Origin of the sequence: Caballeronia catudaia (assembly GCF_001544755.2) — a bacterium.
Taxonomy (GTDB): Bacteria; Pseudomonadota; Gammaproteobacteria; order Burkholderiales; family Burkholderiaceae; genus Caballeronia; species Caballeronia catudaia.
Genome location: NZ_FCOF02000004.1, coordinates 1 through 23,658, shown reverse-complemented (window position 1 = coordinate 23,658; position 23,658 = coordinate 1). Strand labels below are relative to the sequence as shown.

General features: G+C 64.8%; 22 protein-coding genes and 1 pseudogene. 8 read left to right on the top strand and 15 right to left on the bottom strand.

Annotation, left to right across the window (positions count from 1 at the left end; translation table 11 throughout):
* Window positions 1-43 precede the first annotated feature (43 nt).
* Genes AWB75_RS05565 through AWB75_RS05555 form a run of 3 tightly spaced genes read right to left on the bottom strand, consistent with a single transcriptional unit; the run spans window position 44 to window position 2,657 of the window.
* The gene (locus AWB75_RS05565; protein ID WP_061123087.1) at window positions 44-970 is read right to left on the bottom strand and encodes a cation diffusion facilitator family transporter; all 927 of its coding nucleotides are present in this window, start codon (window positions 968-970) and stop codon (window positions 44-46) included.
* 26 nt (window positions 971-996) lie between these two features.
* Entirely contained in the window at window positions 997-2,052 is a 1,056-nt protein-coding gene (gene selD, locus AWB75_RS05560; RefSeq protein ID WP_061123086.1) for a selenide, water dikinase SelD, read from the bottom strand.
* A 44-nt stretch (window positions 2,053-2,096) separates the two neighbouring features.
* Window positions 2,097-2,657 carry a putative glycolipid-binding domain-containing protein gene (locus AWB75_RS05555; protein ID WP_061123085.1) on the bottom strand — a complete coding sequence of 187 codons (561 nt, stop codon included), beginning with the start codon at window positions 2,655-2,657 and terminating at the stop codon, window positions 2,097-2,099.
* Window positions 2,658-2,889: 232 nt separating this feature from the next.
* Here AWB75_RS05555 and AWB75_RS05550 point away from each other — a divergent pair, with 232 nt between their 5' ends.
* Window positions 2,890-3,312 carry a BspC domain-containing protein gene (locus AWB75_RS05550; protein WP_061123084.1) on the top strand — a complete coding sequence of 141 codons (423 nt, stop codon included), beginning with the start codon at window positions 2,890-2,892 and terminating at the stop codon, window positions 3,310-3,312.
* Window position 3,313: 1 nt separating this feature from the next.
* Here AWB75_RS05550 and AWB75_RS05545 read toward each other — a convergent pair whose 3' ends face one another.
* Entirely contained in the window at window positions 3,314-3,838 is a 525-nt protein-coding gene (locus AWB75_RS05545) for an RrF2 family transcriptional regulator (protein ID WP_061123083.1), read from the bottom strand.
* A 422-nt stretch (window positions 3,839-4,260) separates the two neighbouring features.
* Between AWB75_RS05545 and AWB75_RS05535 the strand changes: the two genes are divergently transcribed.
* Complete coding sequence (locus tag AWB75_RS05535) at window positions 4,261-4,479, top strand: hypothetical protein (protein ID WP_061123307.1); 219 nt, start codon at window positions 4,261-4,263, stop codon at window positions 4,477-4,479.
* Between the two features lie 48 nt (window positions 4,480-4,527).
* Here AWB75_RS05535 and AWB75_RS05530 read toward each other — a convergent pair whose 3' ends face one another.
* From AWB75_RS05530 to AWB75_RS05515, 5 genes are all read right to left on the bottom strand, one after another.
* Window positions 4,528-5,319 (bottom strand): anti-sigma factor family protein, encoded by a 792-nt coding sequence (locus AWB75_RS05530; protein ID WP_087086489.1) that lies wholly within the window; start codon window positions 5,317-5,319, stop codon window positions 4,528-4,530.
* Window positions 5,316-5,837, bottom strand: a complete 522-nt coding sequence (locus AWB75_RS05525) for an RNA polymerase sigma factor (RefSeq protein WP_061123081.1) — start codon at window positions 5,835-5,837, stop codon at window positions 5,316-5,318. Before AWB75_RS05525 ends, AWB75_RS05530 begins: the two co-directional genes overlap by 4 nt.
* A 46-nt stretch (window positions 5,838-5,883) precedes the next feature.
* Window positions 5,884-6,024 (bottom strand): hypothetical protein, encoded by a 141-nt coding sequence (locus AWB75_RS37620; RefSeq protein WP_159462767.1) that lies wholly within the window; start codon window positions 6,022-6,024, stop codon window positions 5,884-5,886.
* Window positions 6,025-6,124: 100 nt separating this feature from the next.
* Window positions 6,125-6,505, bottom strand: coding sequence for a COG4315 family predicted lipoprotein (locus AWB75_RS05520; RefSeq protein WP_061123080.1), 381 nt, complete (start codon window positions 6,503-6,505; stop codon window positions 6,125-6,127).
* Between the two features lie 166 nt (window positions 6,506-6,671).
* Window positions 6,672-7,670: an AraC family transcriptional regulator gene (locus tag AWB75_RS05515; RefSeq protein ID WP_061123079.1), complete on the bottom strand. Its 999-nt coding sequence runs from the start codon at window positions 7,668-7,670 to the stop codon at window positions 6,672-6,674.
* Between the two features lie 220 nt (window positions 7,671-7,890).
* Here AWB75_RS05515 and AWB75_RS05510 point away from each other — a divergent pair, with 220 nt between their 5' ends.
* Together AWB75_RS05510 and AWB75_RS05505 are read left to right on the top strand one after the other, a co-directional pair.
* Window positions 7,891-8,943: an aldo/keto reductase gene (locus tag AWB75_RS05510; RefSeq protein ID WP_061123306.1), complete on the top strand. Its 1,053-nt coding sequence runs from the start codon at window positions 7,891-7,893 to the stop codon at window positions 8,941-8,943.
* A 193-nt stretch (window positions 8,944-9,136) separates the two neighbouring features.
* The gene (locus AWB75_RS05505; protein ID WP_061123078.1) at window positions 9,137-10,318 is read left to right on the top strand and encodes a 4-hydroxybenzoate 3-monooxygenase; all 1,182 of its coding nucleotides are present in this window, start codon (window positions 9,137-9,139) and stop codon (window positions 10,316-10,318) included.
* A 48-nt stretch (window positions 10,319-10,366) separates the two neighbouring features.
* Here the strand turns inward: AWB75_RS05505 and AWB75_RS05500 are convergent, their stop codons facing one another.
* A complete protein-coding gene (locus AWB75_RS05500; protein ID WP_061123077.1) occupies window positions 10,367-12,616 on the bottom strand; it encodes an amylo-alpha-1,6-glucosidase in 2,250 nt (749 codons plus the stop codon).
* 155 nt (window positions 12,617-12,771) lie between these two features.
* Here AWB75_RS05500 and AWB75_RS05495 point away from each other — a divergent pair, with 155 nt between their 5' ends.
* Window positions 12,772-13,566 carry a sulfite exporter TauE/SafE family protein gene (locus AWB75_RS05495; RefSeq protein WP_061123076.1) on the top strand — a complete coding sequence of 265 codons (795 nt, stop codon included), beginning with the start codon at window positions 12,772-12,774 and terminating at the stop codon, window positions 13,564-13,566.
* A 279-nt stretch (window positions 13,567-13,845) separates the two neighbouring features.
* Complete coding sequence (locus AWB75_RS05490; RefSeq protein ID WP_061123075.1) at window positions 13,846-15,549, top strand: acid phosphatase; 1,704 nt, start codon at window positions 13,846-13,848, stop codon at window positions 15,547-15,549.
* 3 nt (window positions 15,550-15,552) lie between these two features.
* On the opposite strand, the gene AWB75_RS05485 is transcribed toward AWB75_RS05490, so the two are convergent.
* Entirely contained in the window at window positions 15,553-15,945 is a 393-nt protein-coding gene (locus tag AWB75_RS05485; protein WP_061123305.1) for a RidA family protein, read from the bottom strand.
* Window positions 15,946-16,057: 112 nt separating this feature from the next.
* Here AWB75_RS05485 and AWB75_RS05480 point away from each other — a divergent pair, with 112 nt between their 5' ends.
* Window positions 16,058-16,954, top strand: a complete 897-nt coding sequence (locus AWB75_RS05480) for an NAD-dependent epimerase/dehydratase family protein (RefSeq protein WP_061123074.1) — start codon at window positions 16,058-16,060, stop codon at window positions 16,952-16,954.
* Window positions 16,955-17,009: 55 nt separating this feature from the next.
* Here the strand turns inward: AWB75_RS05480 and AWB75_RS05475 are convergent, their stop codons facing one another.
* The 3 genes from AWB75_RS05475 to AWB75_RS05465 all read right to left on the bottom strand — a co-directional run bounded on the left by AWB75_RS05475 (window position 17,010) and on the right by AWB75_RS05465 (window position 22,332).
* Window positions 17,010-18,119, bottom strand: coding sequence for a malate/lactate/ureidoglycolate dehydrogenase (locus AWB75_RS05475; protein ID WP_061123073.1), 1,110 nt, complete (start codon window positions 18,117-18,119; stop codon window positions 17,010-17,012).
* Between the two features lie 175 nt (window positions 18,120-18,294).
* On the bottom strand, window positions 18,295-19,761 hold the full coding sequence (locus AWB75_RS05470; RefSeq protein ID WP_061123072.1) for a M20 family metallopeptidase: 1,467 nt from the start codon (window positions 19,759-19,761) through the stop codon (window positions 18,295-18,297).
* A gap of 84 nt (window positions 19,762-19,845) precedes the next feature.
* Complete coding sequence (locus AWB75_RS05465; protein WP_061123071.1) at window positions 19,846-22,332, bottom strand: penicillin acylase family protein; 2,487 nt, start codon at window positions 22,330-22,332, stop codon at window positions 19,846-19,848.
* Between the two features lie 160 nt (window positions 22,333-22,492).
* On the opposite strand from AWB75_RS05465, the gene AWB75_RS05460 reads away from it, so the two are divergent.
* Window positions 22,493-22,657, top strand: coding sequence for an oxidoreductase-like domain-containing protein (locus AWB75_RS05460; RefSeq protein WP_061123304.1), 165 nt, complete (start codon window positions 22,493-22,495; stop codon window positions 22,655-22,657).
* 662 nt (window positions 22,658-23,319) lie between these two features.
* Here the strand turns inward: AWB75_RS05460 and AWB75_RS37615 are convergent.
* Window positions 23,320-23,658, bottom strand: a pseudogene (locus tag AWB75_RS37615) (hypothetical protein); the annotation flags it as partial.

Genomic DNA, 23,658 nt, shown 5'->3' with positions numbered 1-23,658 from the left:
GTCCCGACGACCCCATCGGCGTCAGCACGCCGCGCTCCTGCCCTCACGAGATTGCGGGCTCGCCGCGGTCGCGCGCGATATCGGGTTCGAAGAAAACCCAGCGCACTTGCGGAAACGCACGCTGCAGATCGTCCTCGATCACGTTGATCGCGTCGATCATCGCGCGGCCGCTCGCATAGTCGATCATTTCGGCCTGCACCGCGACGACCACGTGCTTGCCCCATTGCAGCGTGATGAGGCTGATGATGCGCTTGATCTCGGGACGCCCGCGCAGGTGCGCATCAATCGCTTTGCGCACTTCGGGGCTCGCCGATTCTCCGACGATCATCGACTTCACTTCGCGCGCGACAAGAAACGCGATGATCATCAGCAGCACGCCGACGCCGACCGAGCCTGCCGCGTCGTAGGCGGGATTGCCGGTGAGCATGGTCATGAGCACGGCGGCGAACGCGATCGCGAGACCCAGCAGCGCCGCGACGTCCTCGCCCGCGACCACGAGCAGCTCCGATTCGCGCGTCTCGCGAAACCATCGCCAGAAGGTTTTGTTCGGCGCGCCCTTGCGGATTTCGCGGATCGCGCCCGCGAGCGAAAACGCTTCGAGCACGACGGAGACGCCGAGAATCACGAGCGCGACGACCGGATTGCTCAACGGCTCGTGATGCAGCAGCCGATGCGCGCCTTCGTACACCGAAAACGCGCCGCCCACGAAGAACAACAGCAAAGCGACGATGAGCGCGTAGAAGTATATTTCGCGCCCGGAACCGAGCGGATGCAGCGCGTTCGCGGGCGCCTGCGCGCGCTTCAGGCCGAAAAGCAGCAGCAACTGGTTGCCGCAATCCGCAGTCGAATGGATGGCTTCGGCGAACATCGCGCCGGAACCGGTGTAGGCCGCCGCCCCGAACTTGCAGACGGCGATGCCGAAGTTCGCGGCGAGCGCGTAGAAAATGGCTTTCGGGGATTCTTCCTTCATGCCTTTTTTTGGTTTTGGATGGCCGGTCAGGTCACGTCGACGCGGCTTGCTCCGTCGACCATCTCGCCGATCACGATTGCATCGTTGAAGCCGTCCGCGCGGAAAATCGCGAGCACCTCGTCCACGGCTTCTGGCGCGCACGACACGAGCAGGCCGCCCGAAGTCTGCGGATCGGTCAGCAAGGCGCGGGCCTCATCGCCCTCCTTGCCCTCGACGTTCAACGAAATGTCATGACCGTAAGCGCTCCAATTACGTCCCGACGCGCCCGTGTAGATGCCCGCACGCACGAAATCCCGCACCTGCGGCAGCCACGGCAAATCCGCATAGCGGATGCGCGCGGTGAGCTTCGCGCCACGGGCGAGTTCGAGCGTGTGGCCGAGCAGACCGAAGCCGGTTACATCGGTGAGCGCGTGCACGCCGTCGAGTTGCGCGAGTTCCGCGCCCGGCCGGTTCAGCTTGGTCGTCGCGTCGATCATCGCCTTGTAGCCGGCCGCATCGAGCTTGTCTTTCTTCAGCGCCGCCGACAGCACGCCGACGCCGAGCGGCTTGCCGAGCACGAGCACGTCGCCCGCGCGCGCGGCCGCGTTGCGCTTCACGCGCGACGGATGCACGATGCCGAGCGCCGCGAGCCCGTAAATCGGCTCGACCGAATCTATGGAATGCCCGCCCGCGACCGGAATGCCGGCTTCCGCGCATACCGCTTCGCCGCCCTTCAGCACTTGCGCGATGACGTCGTGCGGCAGCACGTTGATCGGCATGCCGACGAGCGCGAGCGCGAGGATCGGCTTGCCGCCCATCGCGTAGACGTCGGATAGCGCATTGGTCGCGGCGATGCGGCCGAAGTCGAACGGATCGTCGACGATCGGCATGAAGAAGTCGGTCGTCGCGACGATCGCCTGCTCGTCGTTGAGCTTGTACACGGCGGCGTCGTCGTCGGTGTCGTTGCCGACCAACAAGTTCGGGAACGCCTGCATCGGCGTCGTGCGTTTGAGCAGATCGGCGAGCAATCCGGGCGCGATCTTGCAGCCGCAGCCGCCGCCGTGGGACAGGCTCGTGAGACGGGGTGATGGAGTATCGGTCATCGTGGGGTTCGTTGAAGCGAGAGTCCGCGTATTATCGCCGTTGCTCATGCGACTCGCTTGTAGAGGCCCGGATAGTCGAGCACGAGGCCGCTTTCGTCGACGGTGATATCCGCCGTGAAGCCCGTATCGAGCCCCTCGTAGCGATAGCGATGATCCGGCTCGATGCACGTGTACGCCTGCTCCACCGCGCTCACGCTCAACTCCGGCACGCGCACGTAGACGACGCGGATCACGCGCCGCTCGCCGCGTTCGAGTTGCAGACGGCGGATTGGCAGCGTGTTCGTGAAGGGCGTCGCGGTGATGTCCACGTCGATGCAGCCGCGCAGCAGTTCGTGTGGTTGGCCGTTCGCGTCGCTCCATGCGTGCGCGTCGCCGTTGTCGCCGTCCTTGCGGTGCAGATCGAGCGCTGCGCCCCCCGCGAGTTTCATCGCGAGACGCGTGACTTGCCAGCGCGCATCGCACTCGATTCGATAGACGAGGCCGAAGGCATGCGCTTCATCTTCGCCCACGACCGCGCTTTCGATCACGATGCCATCGGGCGTCTCGTTCAGAACCAGATGCTCGAGCCCCGTGCCGTCCTGTTGCGACCATCGCACCGCTTTCATCGCGCACCTCGCCGCCGTGTTTGTCCGCTTCGAAGGATACAACGCCCGTGCCGATGCTTTCGATCGGCATTCAAAATGCGCGATTCACTCGACGTCATAAAACGTCACACGGTATACTCCGCGCCATTCCAGCGCAGGCGCGCGCAGCCCTCACAGCGCCCATCACGCGATCCGTGTCCCGGCGATCCGCACCTTGCCCGAACCTCCCGAACGCCCTTTCATCGCTCATCGCATGAAGAACATTCTTGTCCCCGCCTTGTTCTCGCTCGCGCTGTCAGCGTCGATGTGTCAGCTCGTACAGGCGCAGGAAACGCCGGATCTGCCCGAGGATTATTCGTATCTGACGCGGCTGCATGTTCCGGACACCGTCGCGCAATGCGTCGCCGCTTTCGACCGCTGGGTCGAGAACGCGCCGAAGTACGACACGCTGATTGTGCCGGACCGGCGCGTGCTGTCCGCGAAGATCGACGACGATACTGCGATCTTCAGTGTCGGCAACCCGATTCCGGTCGACAAGGTCATCGTGATGCGCGCATTCGCGAAGGCGCGCGGCAAGGAACAATGGACGCGCGTCGATAGCCGCTGCGGCGTGCGCGATGGTCACGTGGTCGGCGTGTCGCTCACGCCGAACATGAAGCCGAAGATCGTCCGCTGAACTAGCTCTTCGCCGCGCGCCGCTGATTCGTACGTTCGTCGAGCCACTTGACGACCTGCGGCGCGAACGTGCGCGGCGCCTTCGCGTGCATGCGGCCCGCGAGATCCGAGATTCGATCGGCCGCCAGGGCCTCGCGCATGCGCTTCTCGGCGTTCTTCATCACCGCGTGAACCGCGCATACGCCGCTCGTCGCCCAGGGCGGCGCGTCCTCGCCGAATACCGCGCAGCGCGCGCGAATCTCCCTGCAGTCGAAGAGCGGCTTGTCGCCGTCGATCGCGTCGACGACATCCAGCACGCTGATCTCACGCGACGGCCGCGCGAGCGCAAAGCCCCCACGCGCGCCTTCCGTCGCGACCACGAGCCCCGCCTTGTGAAGCTTCGTGAAGAGCTTTGCGACGTATTCCGCCGGCACACCCTGAAGTTCGGCGAGATCGCGCACGCTCGCCTCGCGTACGCCATGCGGCGCTTCCGCGAGATAAAGCATGCAGTGCAGCGCGTACTCCACGCCCGTGCTGATGTGAGACATGTCCACTCCGACAATTCGAATCGGAGTTCAGGATAACGCGTCGCGCGCCGGGGTGCAACGGATGCGTTGCGCCGCGTCGTACCTTTATGGACGCCCGTCGCAAATATTTCAGGTTACACGTTTGCTTACAAACGAACACGGCTTGTCATTTTGTCAACCGCTAAATTGATCTCCATGGATTCACAGGGAGAAACCCATGAAGAAACTAGCGATCCTTGCAGCGTTGGGCGTGTTGTTGAGCAGCGCGCTGTCGGGTTGCATCGTCGTGCCGGACGGTGGCGAGTGGCACCATCATCACGGCTATTACCGCGATTGAAACCGCACTGAATCAAAACATCAAACTCTTACCCGATGAATCGCAGTTCATCCTGCGCGCATCACGTGACTGAGCACACGAGAAAGGAGCAAACATCATGAACAAGATGAACAAGACGAAGAAGAGCCTGCTGATCGCCTCCCTCGCCGCGGCGCTGGGCATGGGCCTCGCGAACGTGGCTTCGGCGGAAGTGAATCATCCCGCGCCGCATCACGTGAAGGTCGGCTGGCACGGCGATCGTTACTGGGACGGCCATCGTTACTGGCAGCGCAGCGAGTGGGAGCGTCATCACCACGCCGCGCCGGCACCGCATCGTTATTACTAAGCCCGGCAGCGCATGAAAGAGCCGCAGCGCGTTGACACGCGCTGCGGCTCACCAGTTCTTCGGGTCGCCGCCGAGCTCCTTGCACGTGTCGTAGGCGATCGCCTGCAGCTTCGCCTCGCCGATCTGTCCCGACAGCGCATAACCGACACGGTCCCACGCCCAGTAAAACGTCGTGCGCTGGCCGTCCTTGAGCGTTCTGATCCTGTTGTCGTTACCCCTGATCGTGGCCGTCGTCATGTAGAGCGTGAGGCGCTCGCCGGCCGCGTTCTGATACATGAACTGTGCGGCAGGCCCTTCCTCGTCCGGCAACAGGCGTCCGCCAACGAGCTGAAACCCGTACTCGGTCAGCGAAGGAATCGTCACCGCGCGATTCAGCCGCTTCGACAGCCACGTGACCAGATGATCCTGCTGCGATGCAGCCACTTCCACCGCATGCCGCTGCTCGGGGGCGTACACCGCATAGGCGATATCCGCGCGCTCCGCGAAGCGCGGCTTTTCGCCCAGCGCGGGCAGGAGCATGTGCATCAGAAATCCGCACGCAACGCCGACGACCAGAAAGCACGCCGCGATCAGATAACGCTCGCGCGCACTCGGCCGGAGGCGAACCACCTGTGGTTCGGTCTGATCGGCGAACAGCGCGCGCAGCGCGTTATCCTGCGCGCGATAAGCATTGACGGTCGCCTGGCTCGCGGGATCGTCCGCGATGCGCGCAACCAGGGCGTCGCGCTCGTCGCCATGCAGTTCATCGTCGATGAAGGCGGACAGCGCCTGCAAGTCCCGATCGGGCTTCGGCGGCCCCATACGGTCGCCGCCTTCGGATGGACGGTCTTGATTGGTCATGAGCGGCTCACCACTTTCAGCGACGACGACGCCTTGCGGCCCGGTTCTTCGCCGAGCAGAACACGCATGTGCTCCCGCGCCCGCGAGAGGCGCGACATCACGGTTCCGGTCGGCACGTTCAACACCACGGATGCCTCCTGATAGCTCATTTCCTCGACACACACGAGCAGCATCACCTCACGCTGCTCGACCGGCAGACAGTAGAGCGCGCGCTGCACGTCGCGCAGCACGAGACCGTCGACTTCGCCGCGCGGCGCGGCCATCTGCCGCCAGGGCGCGGTTTCATCGTCGACGGCGATATCGCGGCGCCCGCGCAACTGGTCGATATACAAGTTGCGCATGATCGTGAACAGCCACGCGCGCAGGTTCGTGCCGGCATGAAACGATTTAGCGCGGTTGAGCGCGCGCTCGGTCGCGTCCTGCACGAGATCGTCGGCCCAGGCGCGATCTCCCGTCAGCGCGCGCGCGTAACGGCGCAGCTGCGGCAGATGGGCGAGCAGATCGCTTTCGAAGCTCAAGGCCGTGCGCCCGCTTGCACGCGCAAGGCGATCCAGACCCGCGCCATCAGTAGCTGCCTCCGCCTGCCGGCGCGCTCGGCGCACCCGATGATCCCGGCGTACTTTGCGTGCCGCTCGCGCATCCCGCCACGCCACATGCGAGGCCGAGCGCGAACAGGAGCGCCGTCACTCCGATCGATCGTTTCATGATCCTTACCCATTGATTGAAAGACTGGCGGACTCGCTGGTTTATTCCGCAAGTCCGCCGCGTCGCGCGTGTTTTCCGTCCCTTGCCCGTGTCCGAAACGTCAGGGCTTCACGACGTGCCAGACGTCGCGGAAGTTGTCCCCGTTTTTGTCGCCGGGTTTCGTGTCCTTCGCAAAGCGATAGACACGCTTGCCATCGTAGGCCCATTGCTTGCCGCCATCGGCGGATTCCATGGTCCATTTGCCGCTCGGCTTGTCCGAATCGCTCGCCATCGCGGCGGGCCACGCCTGCGCGCAACCGCCGGTGCAGGCGCTCGGGCCGCCTTTCGTGTCCTTGTCGAAGGTATAGAGCGTCATGCCGTTTTCATCGACGTACATGCCGTTGGCTTCCTTCGGCGCCGCGGCATAGGCGGACGAAGCAAGCGACGCGAACACGGTTGCGACCGTTGCGGCAGCGGCGAACATCTGGATGCGCTTCTTCATTTCATCTTTCCTTGTTGTAGAAGTATCCGTAGAACGTTCGTAAGCGCTGCACTATTCCGCGGACGATGAAATAAATCGATGCGGCAGCGCCCTCGCATCGGCTGTCGGCAATCCATTCAAGACCATTCGCGCGCGCTCGGCCAGTGGTTCATGGAAATTTTGTTGTTCATGCGCCGGCCGCGGCCGCCGTCGCATCGCGCCAGCGACGGGTGTCGCGCAGCGGCGGCGCGCCGAACAGGCGGCTGTACTCGCGGCTGAACTGCGACGCGCTCTCGTAGCCCACGCGATGCGCGGCCGTGGCGGCATCGACGATATCGAGCATCATCAGGCGGCGCGCTTCCTGCAGGCGCAACTGCTTCTGATACTGCAGCGGGCTCATCGCGGTGACGGCCTTGAAATGATGATGCAGCGACGACACGCTCATGTGCACGTCGCGCGCAATGTCCTCCACGCGCAGCGGCTGATCGAAATTCTGACGCAAGAGCTGAATGGCCTTCGCAATGCGCTGCGTCTGGCTGTCCTGGAGCGCGATCTGCCGCAGCCGCGCGCCCGAGCCGTTCATCAGCAGCCGATAGAGAATCTCGCGCTTCACGAGCGGCGCGAGAATCGGCACGTCTTCGGGGGTATCGACGAGACGCAGGAGGCGCAGCACGGCGTCGAGCATCGTGTTGCCGAGGCGGTTCACGTAGAGGCCGCGCGACGCGTCGGCCTGCGTCGCGGGCGGCAGATGCTCGTCCTGTATCAGCGACGTGATTTCCTCGACATCGAGATCGAGCCGCATGCCGAGATACGGCTCCGATTCGCTCGCCACCGACACTTGCCCGCACACGGGCAGATCCACCGATGACACCAGATAGTGCATTGGGTCGTAGATATAGACTTCGTCGCCGACCATGAGGCGCTTGCTGCCTTGCGCGATCAGCGCGAGCGCGGGCGTCTGGATGCCGTGCTTCGGCCCGCCAGGATTCATGATGCGATGCAGGAACAGCCCCGGCACCGGCGTTTCGACCGAACCCTCGCAACCGGCGGTGAACCGGTCGAGCAGCGCGACGAGATCGAGCCGCGACTGATCCAGCGAAGCATCGGGCCCGCCGTCGTGGCGACGCTCCTGCGGCTGGTCGTGACTGTCTTTTCCGGCGAGGCCGGGCGTGTCGTTCAAAGCCATGATTCGCGGACTATTTTCGGGATGAGAGGGAGTCCGCCTAGCTTACTCGCGCGGGCGCGGGAATGCTCGGGGCCGCCCCGCGCGTTTGCAGGAACAGGCAAGGATCGAACAGGATCAGGCTATGAGCCGGTCGTGCGCCGGGACGATACTGCATTGCCGGCGCGCATCGCGTCGTTTCGGTCGTGCGATGCCGCGCCTCATCCGTCACTCGGGAGCAACCATGCGCTACAGGAAATTCGGCAATACCGGTCTTTTCGTCTCGGAACTGTGCTTGGGCACGATGACCTTCGGCGGCGGGACGGGCGGAATCTGGGACAACATCGGCCAGTTGCAGCAGGCGGACGCGGACAAGCTGATCGGGCGCTCGCTCGATGCGGGCATCAATTTCATCGATACCGCCGATGTCTACGCCGACGGCCAGTCGGAGGTCATCACCGGTCAGGCGTTGAAGAACCTGAAAGTGCCGCGCGAAAACGTGGTCGTCGCGACGAAGATCCTCGGCGAAACCGGCACCAAGGGCGCGAATTCGCGGGGCGCGTCGCGCTATCACATCATCGACGGCGTGAAAGCGAGCCTGAAGCGCCTGCAACTCGATCACGTCGATCTCTATCAGATTCACGGCTTCGATCCGGCGACGCCGATCGAGGAAACGCTGCGCGCGCTCGACAATCTCGTGCAGCACGGGCATGTGCGGTATATCGGCGTGTCGAACTGGGCCGCGTGGCAGATCATGAAGGCGCTCGGGATTTCCGAGCGGCTCGGGCTCGCGCGCTTCGAGTCGCTGCAGGCGTATTACACGATCGCGGGCCGCGATCTGGAACGCGAGATCGCGCCGCTTCTGCGTAGCGAAAACGTCGGCCTGATGGTGTGGAGCCCGCTCGCGGGCGGCTTGCTGTCGGGCAAGTACACGCGCGATGGAAGCAAGGAAGAAGGCAGCCGCCGCACCAAGTTCGATTTTCCGCCGGTCGACGTCGAACGCGCGTACGACTGCGTCGACGTGATGCGGCGCGTGGCCGAAGCCAAAGGCGTGTCGGTCGCGCAGATCGCGCTCGCGTGGCTGCTGCATCAGAAGGTCGTGTCGAGCGTGATCATCGGCGCGAAACGCATCGAGCAGCTGGATGACAACATCGCCGCGACGAAAGTCCAGCTTAACGCGGACGAGCTCGCAGCACTCGATGAAGTCAGCCAGTTGCCTGCGGAGTATCCCGGCTGGATGCTCACGCGGCAGGGCGAATATCGGCGCAATCAGCTGAAGGAAGAGCGCGCGGAGTAAGTGTCAGGACGTGGGCGGCATCGAATGCCGCCCGCTTCGCTTAGGGATTTACCCTCGACTCAACGCGTTTTCGGCCATTTTCGGACCTTTATCTCGAAATCGGATAGACCTTATCTTCGGTATCGCGTTGCGGCATAAGGCCGCTCTGCCGACACTGTACGCACGACATCACCAACGCCTCACGGAGACAATCATGCGTACACAAGTCGGCATCGTCGGTGCGGGCCCCGCCGGGCTTCTGCTCTCTCATCTGCTTCATCTGCGCGGTATCGAATCGGTCGTGCTCGAAGCGCGCAGCCAGAACGATATCGAATCGACGATTCGCGCCGGCGTGCTCGAACAAGGCACGATGGACACGCTCAATCAGGCCGGACTCGGCGCGCGCATGCAGGCGGAAGGCGCGCTGCATCACGGCTTCGAACTCGCGTTCGAAGGCCAGCGACGCCGCATCGCGCTGACCGAGCTGACCGGACATTCGATCACGGTGTACGCGCAGCACGAAGTCATCAAGGATCTCGTCGCGGCGCGCCTCGCGGCGAATGGCGCGCTGAAGTTCGGCGTATCGAACGTCTCGCTGCACGACTTCCACGATGGCAGCGATCGCAAGCCGCGCATCAAATATCAGCACGAAGGCCGCGACGAAGAACTCGAGTGCGATTTCATCATCGGTTGCGACGGTTCGCAGGGCGTTTCGCGCCAGTGCATTCCCGAGGCGGTGCGGCAGGACTATCAGCGCATTTATCCGTTCGGCTGGTTCGGCATTCTGGTCGAGGCGCCGCCCTCTTCCGACGAACTCATCTATGCGCGCCATGACCGCGGCTTCGCGCTCATCAGCACGCGTTCGCCGGGCGTGCAGCGCATGTACTTCCAGTGCGACCCGAAGGATACCGTCGACGCCTGGTCCGATGACCGCATCTGGGCGGAACTGCACGCACGCGTCGATACCGCCGACGGCTGGCAGATCACGGAAGGCAAGATCTTCCAGAAGAACATTGTCGGCATGCGCAGCTTCGTTTCCACGCCGATGCAATCCGGCAGGCTCTTCCTCGCCGGCGACGCCGCGCATATCGTGCCGCCGACCGGCGCGAAGGGCCTCAACCTCGCGGTGTCGGACGTGCGCGTGCTGACTGCTGCGCTCATCGACTTCTACAAGGAAGGCCGCAGCGACAAACTCGCCGGCTATACCGAAACGGCGCTCAAGCGCGTGTGGCGCGCCGAGCACTTCTCGTGGTGGATGACGCGCATGCTGCACAAGCTGGACGACACGTCGCCGTTCGAGCAGCGCCTGCAAGTGGCGGAACTCGAGCACGTGACGACGTCGCGCGCGGCCGCCACCGCGCTGGCCGAGAACTACGTCGGCAGCGTGGCGGTTTGAGCGCTCGTCGAATGCACGGCGCCGCACCGGCGCCGCGCGTTCGACGCTTCAAAGCACCGCGACGACCCGCACGTCGCCGTCCACCGAAGGAATCACCTGTCCGCCGACGCGCCGGAAGGTGACCGTCGCGGTCTTGTCGCCGAGGCGCAGATCGCCGATTTCCAGCCAGTCGATGCCCTCCGGCAGTTGCGGCCGGTCGATCCGCACTTCGTCGTTGACGGCGTCGACGGTCATGCCGAGGCACGCTTCCAGAATCATGAAAGGCGCGCCCGCCGCCCAGGCTTGCGGCAGGCACGCGACCGGATAGGCGATGGGCCGCTCGCCGCGCTGGCGCGTGAATCCGCAGAAAAGCTCCGGCAGCCGCATGTCGAAGGTGACGGCCGCTTCGAACAGCGATTGCAGCAAGCCCACGGCGGCGCCGCGTTCGCCGTAGCGCGCAAGACCGCGCGCGCACAGCGCCGTATCGTGCGGCCACACGGAACCGTTGTGATACGACATCGGATTGAAGCGCGGCTGGCTCGCCGCCAGCGTTCGCACACCCCAGCCGGTGTGAAAGAGCGTGGATTCGAGCTGACGCGCGACGGCCTCGCCACGCTTGCGCTCGACGAGATCGAACGCAAGCAGATGCCCCGCATTCGACGACAACACGCGGCACAGCTCGCCCTTGCCGTCGAGCGCGATGCCGTAGAACTCCATCTCCGGCATCCAGAACATCTCCTCGACGCGTTCGCGAATATGGCGCGCGCGCCGCTCGAAGTCGCGCGCGCTGTCGTCTTCGCCGCGCTCGCGGGCAAGGCGCGCCATCGTGGAAAACGCGGTCGACGCGTACGCCTGCACTTCGACGAGCGAGATCGGCCCGATCGGGAATTTTCCGTCGGCGTGGAAGACGGAATCCTGACTGTCCTTCCAGCCTTGGTTCGCAAGACCGTGCTCCGATGCGCGCTGATAGTCGAGCAGACCGTGAGGATTCTTGTCGCAATGGCGCGCGACCCATTGCGCCGCGAGCTGCAGCGCCGGCCAGATTTCGTCGATCAGTTCGCTGTCGCCCGTGCGCTCGCCGTAGGCGCCCGCGAGCACGATGAAGAGCGGCGTGCTGTCCACGCCGCCGTAGTACAGCGCGAACGGCACTTCGCCGGTCGCGGCCATTTCGCTCTTGCGCGTCTCGTGCATGATTTTGCCGATTTCGGCATCGCGGAACGCGGAGTCCTCGCGCGCCTGGTTAGCAGCGAGAAAGCGCAGCACGCCGCGCGCGAGCGTCGGATGCAGCCAGAGCATCTGCAGCGACGTGATGATGGCGTCGCGGCCGAACGCCGTCGAAAACCACGGGATGCCGGCATACGGATACGGACCGGTATCGAGATCGGTCGTGAGCAAGCCGAGGTCCGCGAGCGAACGGTCGATCCATTCGCTGAAGAGCGGATTGCTCGACCGCACGCGCGCACTCGCGCGGCGTCTGTCGCGCATGCGGCGATGCGCCTCGACGAGCGCGTCGCGGATCGCAGGCCGACCCGATTCGGGCGCGCACTCCGCCGCTTCCGCTGCGTTGCGCTTGCTTTCCTCGCTGGCGTCGGAAAGGGCGTGCGTCACCGCCGTCACCGACAGATACATGGAAATCGCCGTTTCCGACTGGATATGCAGCGCGTAATCGGCGCGCGTGGGCGAGAGGACGTCAGGCGCGGGCGTGAACTGGATGCGCGCCGTGCGCTCCACTTCATCGAGACCGACATAGCGCAGCACGACTTCGCCGTTCTCGATCACCGGCGGCCGCAAGGTGCCGCGCTTGCCGCGCGTCGCGCCGCGCACCTCGAACATGTCGAGAAAATCCGCCGCGAAGGAAATCGAGAGCGGCACCGTGGAGGGCTCCGTGCCGTAGTTCGTGAGCACGATGCTCTCGTGCAGCACGTGCCCGGAGAGCACGCGCTTGCGCTCGACGTGGATCACGCCCTCGGGCGTGCGTGCACCGCCGATCGGTGGCAGCGGGCGGTTCGTCAGGTGCGCGGTGAACACGGCGTTGTCGCTCGATACGCTGCCCGAAAGCAGCGATGGCGCTCGACCGCCGAAGGTCAGCACGAGTTCCGAAAGGACGCGGGTGTCGTTGACGAAGAGTCCGTCGTCGTGGCCGCGGATGTCGCCGTTCGCGTCGTACACAGCAAACGTGTTGCCGGACTTCAGCACGAACTGGCGCTCGCTCGGCATGTTCGCATGCTCGGTCGGGATGAACGCCTCGTCAGCGAGCCTCGCCTGCGACTCCTGGATTTGTTCCTGCACCTGTTCCTGCGTCTGTTGCTTTGTATTCATCGCACCTTCCTGAAAGTAATCTGAAGGGTGTTTCGTGGACCGTCGGATCGTGCTCGGGCGCCTTCGACGCTGCTTTCCTGCAGCACGTGCGCCGCTTACCCGCTATCATCGACGGTTTTTCGACCCAACCACGCCTGACGGGTTCTCCGCGCGCAATGTCATTTCCGCATATCGACTTACTTTATTCTGCCTCAGGCTTCGCGGTAGGTTTGCTGGTCGGCCTGACGGGTGTGGGTGGCGGCTCGCTGATGACGCCATTGCTCGTGCTGCTGTTCGGCATTCATCCGGCGACCGCTGTCGGCACCGACCTGCTCTACGCCGCCGCGACCAAAACCGCCGGCACGCTCGTGCACGGCATCAAGGGCTCGGTCGACTGGCGCATCACCGGCCGTCTCGCGGCGGGCAGCGTGCCGGCCGCGGCTATCACACTGTTCTTCCTGCATCAGCACGACATTGCTGCGCCCGGAACCGCGCGGCTGATCCAGGTGATTCTCGGCACGGCGCTCCTCATCACCGCCATCTCACTGGTATTCCGCCCGCAGCTCGCGCGCTTCGCCTACAAAAAAGGCCGTGGCCGCCCCGAACACCCGGTGCGCACCGCCGCGTGGACCGTCGTCACCGGCGCCATACTCGGCGTGCTGGTTTCGATCACGTCCGTGGGTGCGGGCGCGATCGGCGTGACCGTCCTGCTCCTGCTCTATCCGCGTCTCGCGACGGTTCGCATCGTCGGGTCCGATGTGGCGCACGCGGTGCCGCTGACGCTGATTGCCGGCGCGGGGCACTGGATGCTCGGCTCGGTCGACTGGGGCCTGCTCGCCTCGCTCCTCGTGGGCTCGATCCCGGGCATTGCCATTGGCAGCATGTTGTCTTCCAAGGCGCCCGAAGCGCTGCTGCGCCACGTCCTTGCCGCGGCGCTGATTCTCGTCGGAGCAAAGCTTCTGTTCAGTTGATGTTAGTCACGCTCCATTGCGGTTTCCAGTCGGCCAGAAGACATAAGCCGATTCACACATCGTTCTGAATTTTTGCCTATGCCGTTCGGCCGGGTTTCACGCAACCTGTCGTTGCGGCATCATTGCCGCTCAGTTGACCCGTCAGTCGCAGGGCGGTCAAGTCGGTGCGCCGGCGTAATGGGCAGCAAATGAGCACTTAACTGGCGCGTCATCTTTCGGTGTCGATAATGCAGGCGCGCGCCATCGGGCGTGAGCCACATGTTCACGAGGAGTCAGTCGATGAATGAGCACGACCGTCCGCAGAACGAGCTTCCCTCCAGCAACGACAACGACACCCGAGCCGGCGACGCACCCGCGGACCCCGCGCGGCGGCGGCTTCTCGCGGCAGGCGTTGGCATCGCGGGCCTGTCGCTCGGCGGGTGCAACCTGTTCGAACAAAAGCCGTCCACGCCGAAGACCACGGCCGACTTGGCGCTGGATCGCACGCTCGCGGCGCAGGTGCGAAACATCGTCGTGATCTATGCGGAGAATCGCAGCTTCACGAATCTCTACGGCGACTATCCGGGCGTGCAGTATCCGCTGTCGGCGGTGCCGGCGTCGCAATACGTGCAGCTCGACCGCGACGGGGCCACGCCCATGCCTACGCTGCCGAAAATCTGGGGCGGGCTCGTGCCGCAGGCGCAGGAGGTCGGCGGCAAGCGCTATGCGATCACCGAGCAGCAGATCGCCGCTCAGCGCAATGCGCCCTTCCAGATCGTGGACGCGCACGGTGCGCCGCTGCCTAATTCCGTCATCACGCGGGACCTCGTGCATCGCTTCTACCAGAACCAGATGCAGATCAACGCGGGCCGCAACAATCAGTTTGCCGCGTGGGGCGATTCGGGCGGCCTCGTAATGGGCCATTACCGCAGCTCGCCGGACACGCTCAGGCTCTGGGGACTCGCGCAGCAATACACGCTCTGCGACAACTTCTTCATGTCGGCGTTCGGCGGCTCGTGGCTCAACCATATCTTCCTGATTTCCGCGCAAGCGCCCTTCTACCCGGATGCGAAGAGCGGTCCGGCGGCGAAGCTGCTCGCGGTCGTGGATGGCGAGGATCTCACTGGCTCGCGCCTCAAGCTCGCGCCTGATTCACCGAAATCCGCGCTCGAAGGACCACCCAAGTTCGTGCGCGACGGCGCGCTCACCGCCGACGGCTACGCGGTCAACACCATGTTCCCGCCGTACCAGCCGAGCAACGTGCCGCCTCCTCAAGGCGGCGATCCGCGCCTTGCGGACAGATCGAATGCGCTCGTGCTGCCGCCGCAGACGTACGCGACCATCGGCGATCGTCTGTCGGGCAAGAATGTCGACTGGGCGTGGTATTCGGGCGCCTGGCAGTACGCGCTGGAGCATCGCGACACCGGCGCCGTGCCGGATTTTCAGTACCACCATCAACCGTTCAATTACTTCGCCAGCTTCGCGCCGGGCACGGCCGCGCGCGAGCGGCATCTGCGCGACGGAGGTATCGGCGACGATCCATCGACGAACAAGCTGCTCGCCGATATCGACGCGGGCCGCCTGCCGGCCGTCACGTTCTACAAGCCGCAGGGCAATCTCAACATGCACGCGGGCTATGCGGACATCGCCTCGGGCGACCGCCATATCTCCAACGTGATCGAGCACATCCAGCGCGGGCCGCAGTGGCAGAACACGGTGGTCATCGTCACCGTCGACGAAAACGGCGGCTGGTGGGACCACGTCGGTCCGCCGAAGGGCGATCGCTGGGGCCCCGGCTCGCGCATTCCGGCGCTCGTGATCTCGCCATTCGCGAAAAAAGGCTATGTCGATCACACGGTCTACGACACGAACTCGATACTGCGCTTCATCTCGCGCGTGCACGATCTCGCGCCACTCGACGGCGTCGCGGCGCGAGATCGCGCGTTCGCCGTGAACGGCGAAGCGCCCCTCGGCGATCTGACGAAGTCGCTGGATCTGGCGTAGCGGCTACGCGCGCTCTATCCAGGCGCGCGCGGAGATTTCCAGCAAATAGCCGTAGTGCAGCGCGCCGACCGGCACGACGGCGCGCGCCGGCTTCCACGCGCCGAAGTGACGCGCGTAAATCTCGTTGAACGCCTTCCAGTGCTCGACGCCCACGAGATACACCGTCACTTCGATGCAGTCCGCAAGGCTCGCCCCTGCCGCTTCGAGTACGGTCCGCAGGTTGGCCAGCGTCTGTTCGGCCTGCTCTTCGAACGGCCGGTCGCCGGTATGCGTGCCGTCGGGACGAATCGGCAACTGGCCGGAAACGCACACGAGGTTGCCCGCGCGCGTCGCGTGGCTGTAGTGGCCGGCGGGAATCGGCAGGCCGGGAGCGTTGATGAGTTCGATCGGTGGCATCGCGATTATTGATTCGGAGTCAAGGTTCATTTGAGACTATCACCGTTTTTGCGAAAGTCGAAGCGGCCCATACTGTGTTCATCGCAGTTTGGACACTCAGTGGAGCGGCAACATGAACATCTTCATCACGGGCGCGGGCGGTTTCATCGGCGGATCGATTGCGGCGGGACTGGCGCGCGACGGCCATCGCGTGCGCGGACTCATCCGGCGCGACGGGCAAGCCGACGAACTTAAACGCCTGAACATCGAACCGGTGACCGGCAGTCTGGACGACACCGCGCTTCTCGCCGCCGAAGCCCGCGCGGCGGATGCCGTCATCAACGCGGCGAGCAGCGATCATCGCGGCGCGGTCGAAGCGCTGATCGGCGCGCTCGAAGGCTCGGGCAAGCCGTTCTTGCATACGAGCGGGTCGAGTATCGTCGGCGACGCGTCGGGCGGCGAGGCATCGGACAAGATCTACACCGAAGACGATTTGCCCGAGCCGACGCCCGACAAGGCGCCGCGCGTCGCAATCGACGCTCTCGTGCTCGAAGCCGCAAAGCGCGGCATACGCTCCGCCGTGCTCTGCAACACGCTGATCTATGGTCACGGCGCGGTGCCCGATACGGCGAGCGTGCAGTTGCCGCGCCTCGAGCGCCAGGCGAAAAAGAGCGGCGTCGTGCGCCATGTGGGACGCGGGCTGAATATCTGGTCGAACGTGCATATCGACGATGTCGTCGCTGTCTACCGTCTCGCGCTCGAAAAATCGCCGGCGGGTACGTTCTATTTCGTCGAGAGCGGCGAAGCGCAGTTTCGCGACATGACGGCCGCGATGGCGAAGGCGCTCGGCCTGCGCGGCCCGGAGGACTGGCCGCTCGAACAGGCGATCGAGGAATGGGGCTACGAAATGGCCTCGTACGGGCTGGGTTCGAACAGCCGCGTGCGCAGCAAGCGCACCCGCGAACTGCTCGGCTGGCAGCCGAAGCGCACGTCCGTCATCGAATGGATCGCGCAGGACATGACCGCCTGATTGCGCCGCGCGGCAAACTGGCTTGACCAATTTGCCGCGTAGTTGCATCGGCGACTTACTTGAGCGCGCTCGCGAATTTCTCGATTTGCGCTTCAGTCATGCCCGACTTCGTCGCGGAATCGCGGATCTGCTTCCACGTCGTCGGATCGATCGCAATGCCGTTCGCGGTGCGCTCCGCACGGCGCGCCTCTTCGGGCTCGCCCGGCGCGTAGATCGCATCGACGCCCTCGGCGCGCGGCGACGCCTTCATCCATTCGAGGAACGCCTCGGCTTCCGCTTGCGCGGCGGGCGCGTCGAATGCGTTCGGATCGACGATCACCGACGTCATGCAGTTGATGATCGCGCTCGACTTCTCCAGCGTGTCTTCGTGCGTCGTGTAGCCGCCCGACAGCGCTCCGCCGAAAATCTCGCACAGCGCGGCGAGCCCCGAACCCTTGTGCAAGCCGAACGCGGTGAGCGAGCCGAACGGCTCTTCGTGCATCACCTTCGGCTCGACGGTCGGCCGGCCTTCATGATCGAGCAGCATGCCCGGCGCGACCTTCACGCCCTTGTTGTATGCGACGCGCGTCTTGCCATAAGCGATGCCGGCGGTCGCGAAGTCCAGCACGAGCGGGCTCTTGCCGTCGCGCGGATACGCGGCGCAAAACGGATTCGTGCCAAAGCGCCGGTCGATGCCGCCGAAAGGCGCGACGAGCGGATCGCCCGCCACGTTCACGAAGTGAAACGACACGAGCCCCGCCTTCGCGCACTGCTCCGCCCAATGGCCGATCCGCCCAATGTGGTGCGCGTTGCGCAAGCCCACGGCGCACACGCCGAGCTTCTTCGCGCGCTCGATGCCGTGCTCCATCGCCTCGTAAGCGACAACCTGCCCGAAACCCTTGCGGCCGTCGACGGTCAGCACCGCGCCGGCATCGCGCACGATCTCGGCGTGCGTGTTGAGCTTCAGTTGTCCCTCGCCGAGCGACGCGACGTAGCGCGGAATCATCCCGACGCCGTGCGAATCGTGACCCGACAGATTCGACATCACCAGGTGATCCGCGACCAGTTCCGCCTCGCGCGGCGCACTGCCGGCGGACTCCCAGATGGCTCGGACATAGGCGTGCAGCGTGTCGGCGGCGATGCGCTGTTCGGTGGTTGAAGCGTTGGGCGTGGGGGATGCATTCATTGCGACACTCGTCTCCGTAGTTGATGGCGCGCGTTCGTTTTTTGAGACGCGCTCGGGTCCATCACTTTACCGGCGTTCAACTGGCCTTACCAGTTTGTTTTACAAAATCGTTGAATACGGCCGAAAAAAAGCCCGGACGATCCGGGCTTCATCGGAGTTCAACGATCCGCAGCGCTTAGGGCGCCGCTGCGATGACTTCGGCGACGGAAGCCGTCAGCTTCTTCCCATACGGAATATGCAGGAATTCGTTCGGACCATGCGCATTCGATTTCGGGCCGAGCACGCCGCACACCATGAATTGCGAGCGCGGGAAGCCTTCCTTCAGCGTGTTCATCAGCGGAATCGTGCCGCCCTGTCCGATGAACGCGACGTTCGCGCCGAAGTGCCGCTTCGACGCCTCGTTCAGCGACGTCGCCAGCCACGGCGCGAGATCAGGCGCATTCCAGCCGGTGGCCGCGCCCGCTTCCGGCTTGAACGTGACCTTGGCGTTGTACGGCGCGTCGCGTTCGAGCAGTCTTTGCAGCCGCGTGACCGCCTCGGTCGCGTCGATGAGCGGCGGCAGGCGCAGCGACAGCTTGAACGCGGTGCGCGGCGCAAGCACGTTGCCCGCATCGGCGAGCGGCGGGAGGCCGGACGCGCCCGTCACCGTGAGCGACGGACGCCACGTGGAATTGAGCAGCGCTTCACGCGGATCGGTCGTCGTCGGCAAGACGCTGCCGCCGTCCTGGCCGCAACTCCACGGCAGTTTCTTCCAGACGTCGTCGCCGAGAATACGCGCGGTGGCTTCGGCTTCGCGCCGGCGCATCATCGGGATCGCGCAGTGAAATTCCTTCGGCAGCAGATCGCCGGTGCTGGAGTCTTCGAGGCGCTCGAACAGTTGCCGCATGATGCGGAACGTCGACGGCGCAATGCCGCCGTAGCCGCCCGAGTGAATGCCCTCGTCCAGAACCTGCACTTCGAGATCACCCGCGACGAGCCCGCGCAGCGACGTGGTGAGCCAGAGCTGATCGTAGTTGCCCGCGCCCGAATCGAGGCAGATGACGAGGCCCACGTCGCCGAGCCGCTCGCGCAGCGCGTCGATGTAAGGCAGGAGATCGTAGCTGCCCGATTCCTCGCACGTTTCGATGATGCCGACGCAGCGCGGCCTCTCGACGCCCTGCGCATCCAGCGCGGCGAGCGCGGTGATGCTGGCGTAGGTCGCGTAGCCGTCGTCGGCGCCGCCGCGGCCGTACAGCTTGTCGTCTTCGAGCTTCGGCGTCCACGGCCCGAGATCGCTGCGCCAGCCTTCGAATTCCGGCTGCTTGTCCAGATGGCCGTACAGGACGACCGTTTCCGTGCTGCCGGAACGCGTGGCGGGCGCCTCGAAGAAGATGACCGGCGTGCGCTCGGGCAAGCGCACGATCTCGACCTTCAGGCCTTTCACCGGCTGCGTCTTGACCCAGTCGACCGCATCCGTGACCACGCGCTCGATGAACCCGTGGTGCGCCCAGTCGGCATCGAACATCGGGCTTTTCGCGGGCACTGCGATGTAGTCGGTCAGTGCCGGCACGATCTCGTCGTTCCATTTGCGTTCCACGAAATCCCGCAGCGCGGCGGAATCGAGCCGCACCGCTTCGTGTTGCGTGCTGTCGCCGATTGTCATGACCGTAGTTCCATTCGAGCAAACTTCCATCATAGACGGGATTCGTCCTCTGCTCGACCGGGCGGGCGCTTTTGCAGCGATGTGTCAGCGTTTCGGCGGGCCTGCGGCGTCGTTGGGCATGGAGGACACGACGGCGCGCGTCACCGCCGGATCGGAATCGATCGCCTGTTCGGTGAACGGAAAGCGCGACCAGCGTTTCGCGGCGAACGCGCGCGTCGCGTCGCCGGAATGCGGCGAGGCCGGATCGTCCGATTCGGAATGCGAAAGCATCGTGTCGGCTTCCACGCCGTTCTCGCCGAACGTGACCATCTGCACGTAACTGTCGCCCTGACCGTTCGCATCCATCGGATAACCTTGCCGGTCGAGCGGCCGTCGCGCGCAGACGATCACGAAGTAACCCGCCTCGTCGCAGCCGCCGTAGAGCGGCACGCGCGCGCCGTTGCGCGTCGTGTAAAGAATGTCGCCGCGCCGTGAATCGAGCGCGAAGCCGTTCAGATTCAGCGCGAGCGCCGCGCCGCCGAGCGCCTGGCGCAAGTCCTGGAGCACGGCCGGATTGTCGACGTTGAAGCCGCCCGGCGTCGCGAGCGGTTTGTTCGGATCGAATCCCGACTCGTACAGACGCTCCGGCGCGATGCGCATCACGCGCAGCCAGAACTCGTCCCACAGGTTTGCGCCGCGCGCGTCGATATCCGCCGTGCCGTTCCATTTGCGCAACACCTCGCAGGCCTCGCGCAGCGGGCCGCCCGCTTCGTTGACCGTGCAGACCGCGTCGAGCAGCGGTTTGCGGAAAAGGCGCTCGGACATCGAGTTCGTTTCCAGCACGGCCGATTCGAGCGCCTCGCGCGTGACGCCGCCGCGCTCGCGCTGCAATCGCGCGGCGAGCAGATGGCCATAACGCGTGCGCAGCGACTGCTCGACACGCGTCGCGCCCGCCACGAGCGGATAGCCCGACATCGGCGCATTTGCGTTGGTGAGCCAATAACTGTCGTTGAAGTTGCCGACGTAATCGCCGCGCACGGTGTTCGGCAATTGATCGAGCGGCAGCGCGCCCGGCTGTACGCTCGCCGGATCGATGCGCCACGCGCACGCGCTCTTCGAGCCGTCGAGGAACGGCACGCCCGGCACGCGGCTCGCGAACGCGCGGCCTGCCGGCGTCGTGCACGCATCGGCGAGGGCGTCGGGCACGTTCGGAATCGGACCGATGTCGGCGAACCAGACGCGCTCGTCGCCGCGCCCGATCGCGAACGTGTTCGCCCACGGCATCGCCGCGTAGCGCTTCTGGATCGCCATGAAATCGACGAGCGAGCGCGCCTGATTCCACGCGAAAAAGTTCTGGAACACGCGCGTGTTGTCGACGTTCACGTCGGCGAGCGCATACGCGCGCTGTGCGTTCCAGCCGAGGCCCTGCGCCATCGCGGACAGATCGACGACCGGCCCGAAGCGCGTGCGGAATAGCGTGCGCGACACGGTTTCGACACTGCCATCGGCGCGGCGGGCGCGAACCGTGAGCGGCACGGGCGTCATCGCTTCGCTCTGGCCATCGACCAGATAGCGCGTCGGATCGGCGGGATCGAGCGTCAACTGAAAGATGCCGAAGCGCCGCGCGCTCGACACTGTATGCGTCCACGCGATGTTCTCGTTGAAGCCGAGCACGATCAGCGGCACGCCCAGAAACGACACGCCCGCGACGTTCATCTGTCCGGGAATCGTCAGTTGCGCCTGATAGAAACGATCGGGGCCGCGCCAGAACCAGTGCGGATTGCCGAACAGGATGCTGCGCTTGTCGCGTGTGATCGGCGCGCCGAACGCCAGCGCGTTGCTGCCGATGCCCGGATGCTCGCCGATGGAATAGCGCAGTGCGTCGAGCGCCGTTTGCGTTTCATTGGTGTCGCCGCGCGGCGTCGATGTAGCAGGCTTCGGCGGATGCGCCGTTGCGATCGGCGTCACGAAGCGCGCCGAGCCGCTCGCGAGATTGGCCGAGATCAGGCGCAGATAGATGTCGTCCGCGCTGATCTTGCCGAGCCACGGCTTGCCCCGGCACGCCGCGTGCGCGCCGGGAAAGCGGCCCGCGTTGAGATCGGCGAGATAGCGGTTGTAGCCGCCCGCGAAGCCGTCGATGAGACTGCGCAGGTCGGCCGGCTGCGCGGAACGGTAGCGCTCGACCGTCGCCGGATCGCCGACGAGACGAAAGAAGAAGTCGGCGTCGATGTTGCGCGGCTGGCCGAAGGTCGCCGCCGACATCGGGCGCGCGTCCGGCCCGAAATACGCCGAGCGCTCGCCGCGATACGTAATGAAGCCATCGGCGAGCGTGCACAGGTTGTCCTGCGCCTGCGCGTAGCCGAATCCGAAACCGAGGCTGCCCACCTCGGCGGCGCGGATGTGCGGAATGCCGTCCTGCGTGCGGCGGATTTCCGCGCTGTAGGCGGCCGGTGAGCCGGCATTCGACTGATTCGCCGCGCCCGTCTGCCCGGCGCCGCCCGGCGTTTCCGATGTTTCCGGCTGCACGGCGCAGCCGGCCAGCAAGGCGCTCGCGAGCGCGCCGGAGATCGCAGAGCGGACGAACTGATTCATCGCGTGAGTCCTCGGTCCTGTCGACGTGATGACGGGCGGGCAATTGCCCCGCGCGCAGTATCGCATCGCGCGCGGCGCGGCCCGCCGCCAAAGTCTAGCCGCTCGCGTCGCGCCTCGCGAAGCCGATGCACAATGAACCGTCTACGCCTTGCTCACGCCGATGCCCGATCCCGACGACCCGCGCCCGACGCCGCCCGAGCGTCCATTGCCGGACGATTGCTGTCAGAGCGGCTGCAATCCGTGCGTCTTCGATCTTTACGAGGAGGCGCTCGAACGCTACGAGACGGCGTTGCGCGCATGGGAAGCGCGGCACGGGTCGAACTGAGCGTCGGGCGCCGTCGATTCGAGCAGGCGAAAGCGCGCGGCGCTATGGCGAACTTAAGTGGGTTCGAGACCAGACGCGCGGCGCGAAAGAGTATCGCAGACTGGATCGTTTCCTCATTGAAACTATCCGCGAGCGGTTAGACCAAGCCGGATGGGCGGCGCTGCTTGTCCAAGAAGCGCGCGAAAGGCGCGCTGTTTTGGAAGTCCTGAAGATGACCGGCGAACAACTGGCCGTCGCTGGTGTCGACGGACCAATAGCGGTTCAACCGCCGCCAAGGGCCTGGATATCGCGCGTTCGTACGACTTGGCCGCCCGTGTACGGGGCGGCCTTTTTGCTCCTTACGTGGCCACGTTCGGTCCGTTTTTTCTCACTGTCTTTATTCGGGTCGCTGTGTGGACTCCCAATTCATTGGTCGTTCCGTTGTGATCCTGAAACGGTCACGCAATTCTGGATTCGTGTGTCCCTGCATTAGCATGACCATGCCTCCCAGCCTGCGTGCGTCCTCATCAGTGATAGTGGCATCATGTTCATCAAGCGGGACAGGCATAACCGTAGCGCGTTCGATTAAAGGCTGCACCTTTGATCGCTGTACGTTACAGACTTTAAATTCTTGAGTGTCTTCGTCGTAGAAGACAATCGCCGCTCGCGGTGGTTTGGTCATCTCAATATCCTCTGCATTGCTGGTATTTCTGGAAGGCACGCGCCTTACATTCAAGGTAATACGCCGGACTCTTGTACATCGCGCCGCCCGCCGAGCACATTTCCATGTCGATATCGTACTCAGCGAAGCATTCAGCCTCTTGTGCTTCACTGACGCCACGCGCCGCCAGTTCCGTTACATCATCGCTCAAAGCGTTCGGCTGATACTGGAACGGCTGCGCGTCACTGAGCAACGAACCGCCTTCGCCACCGTCAGTATCTCCGAAGCTCTTGAGCATCGAATCGCCGTCGCTCGAACCCGCGCCGCCAAGCACCGCCCCGGCGACCCCTTCAGCCGCGCC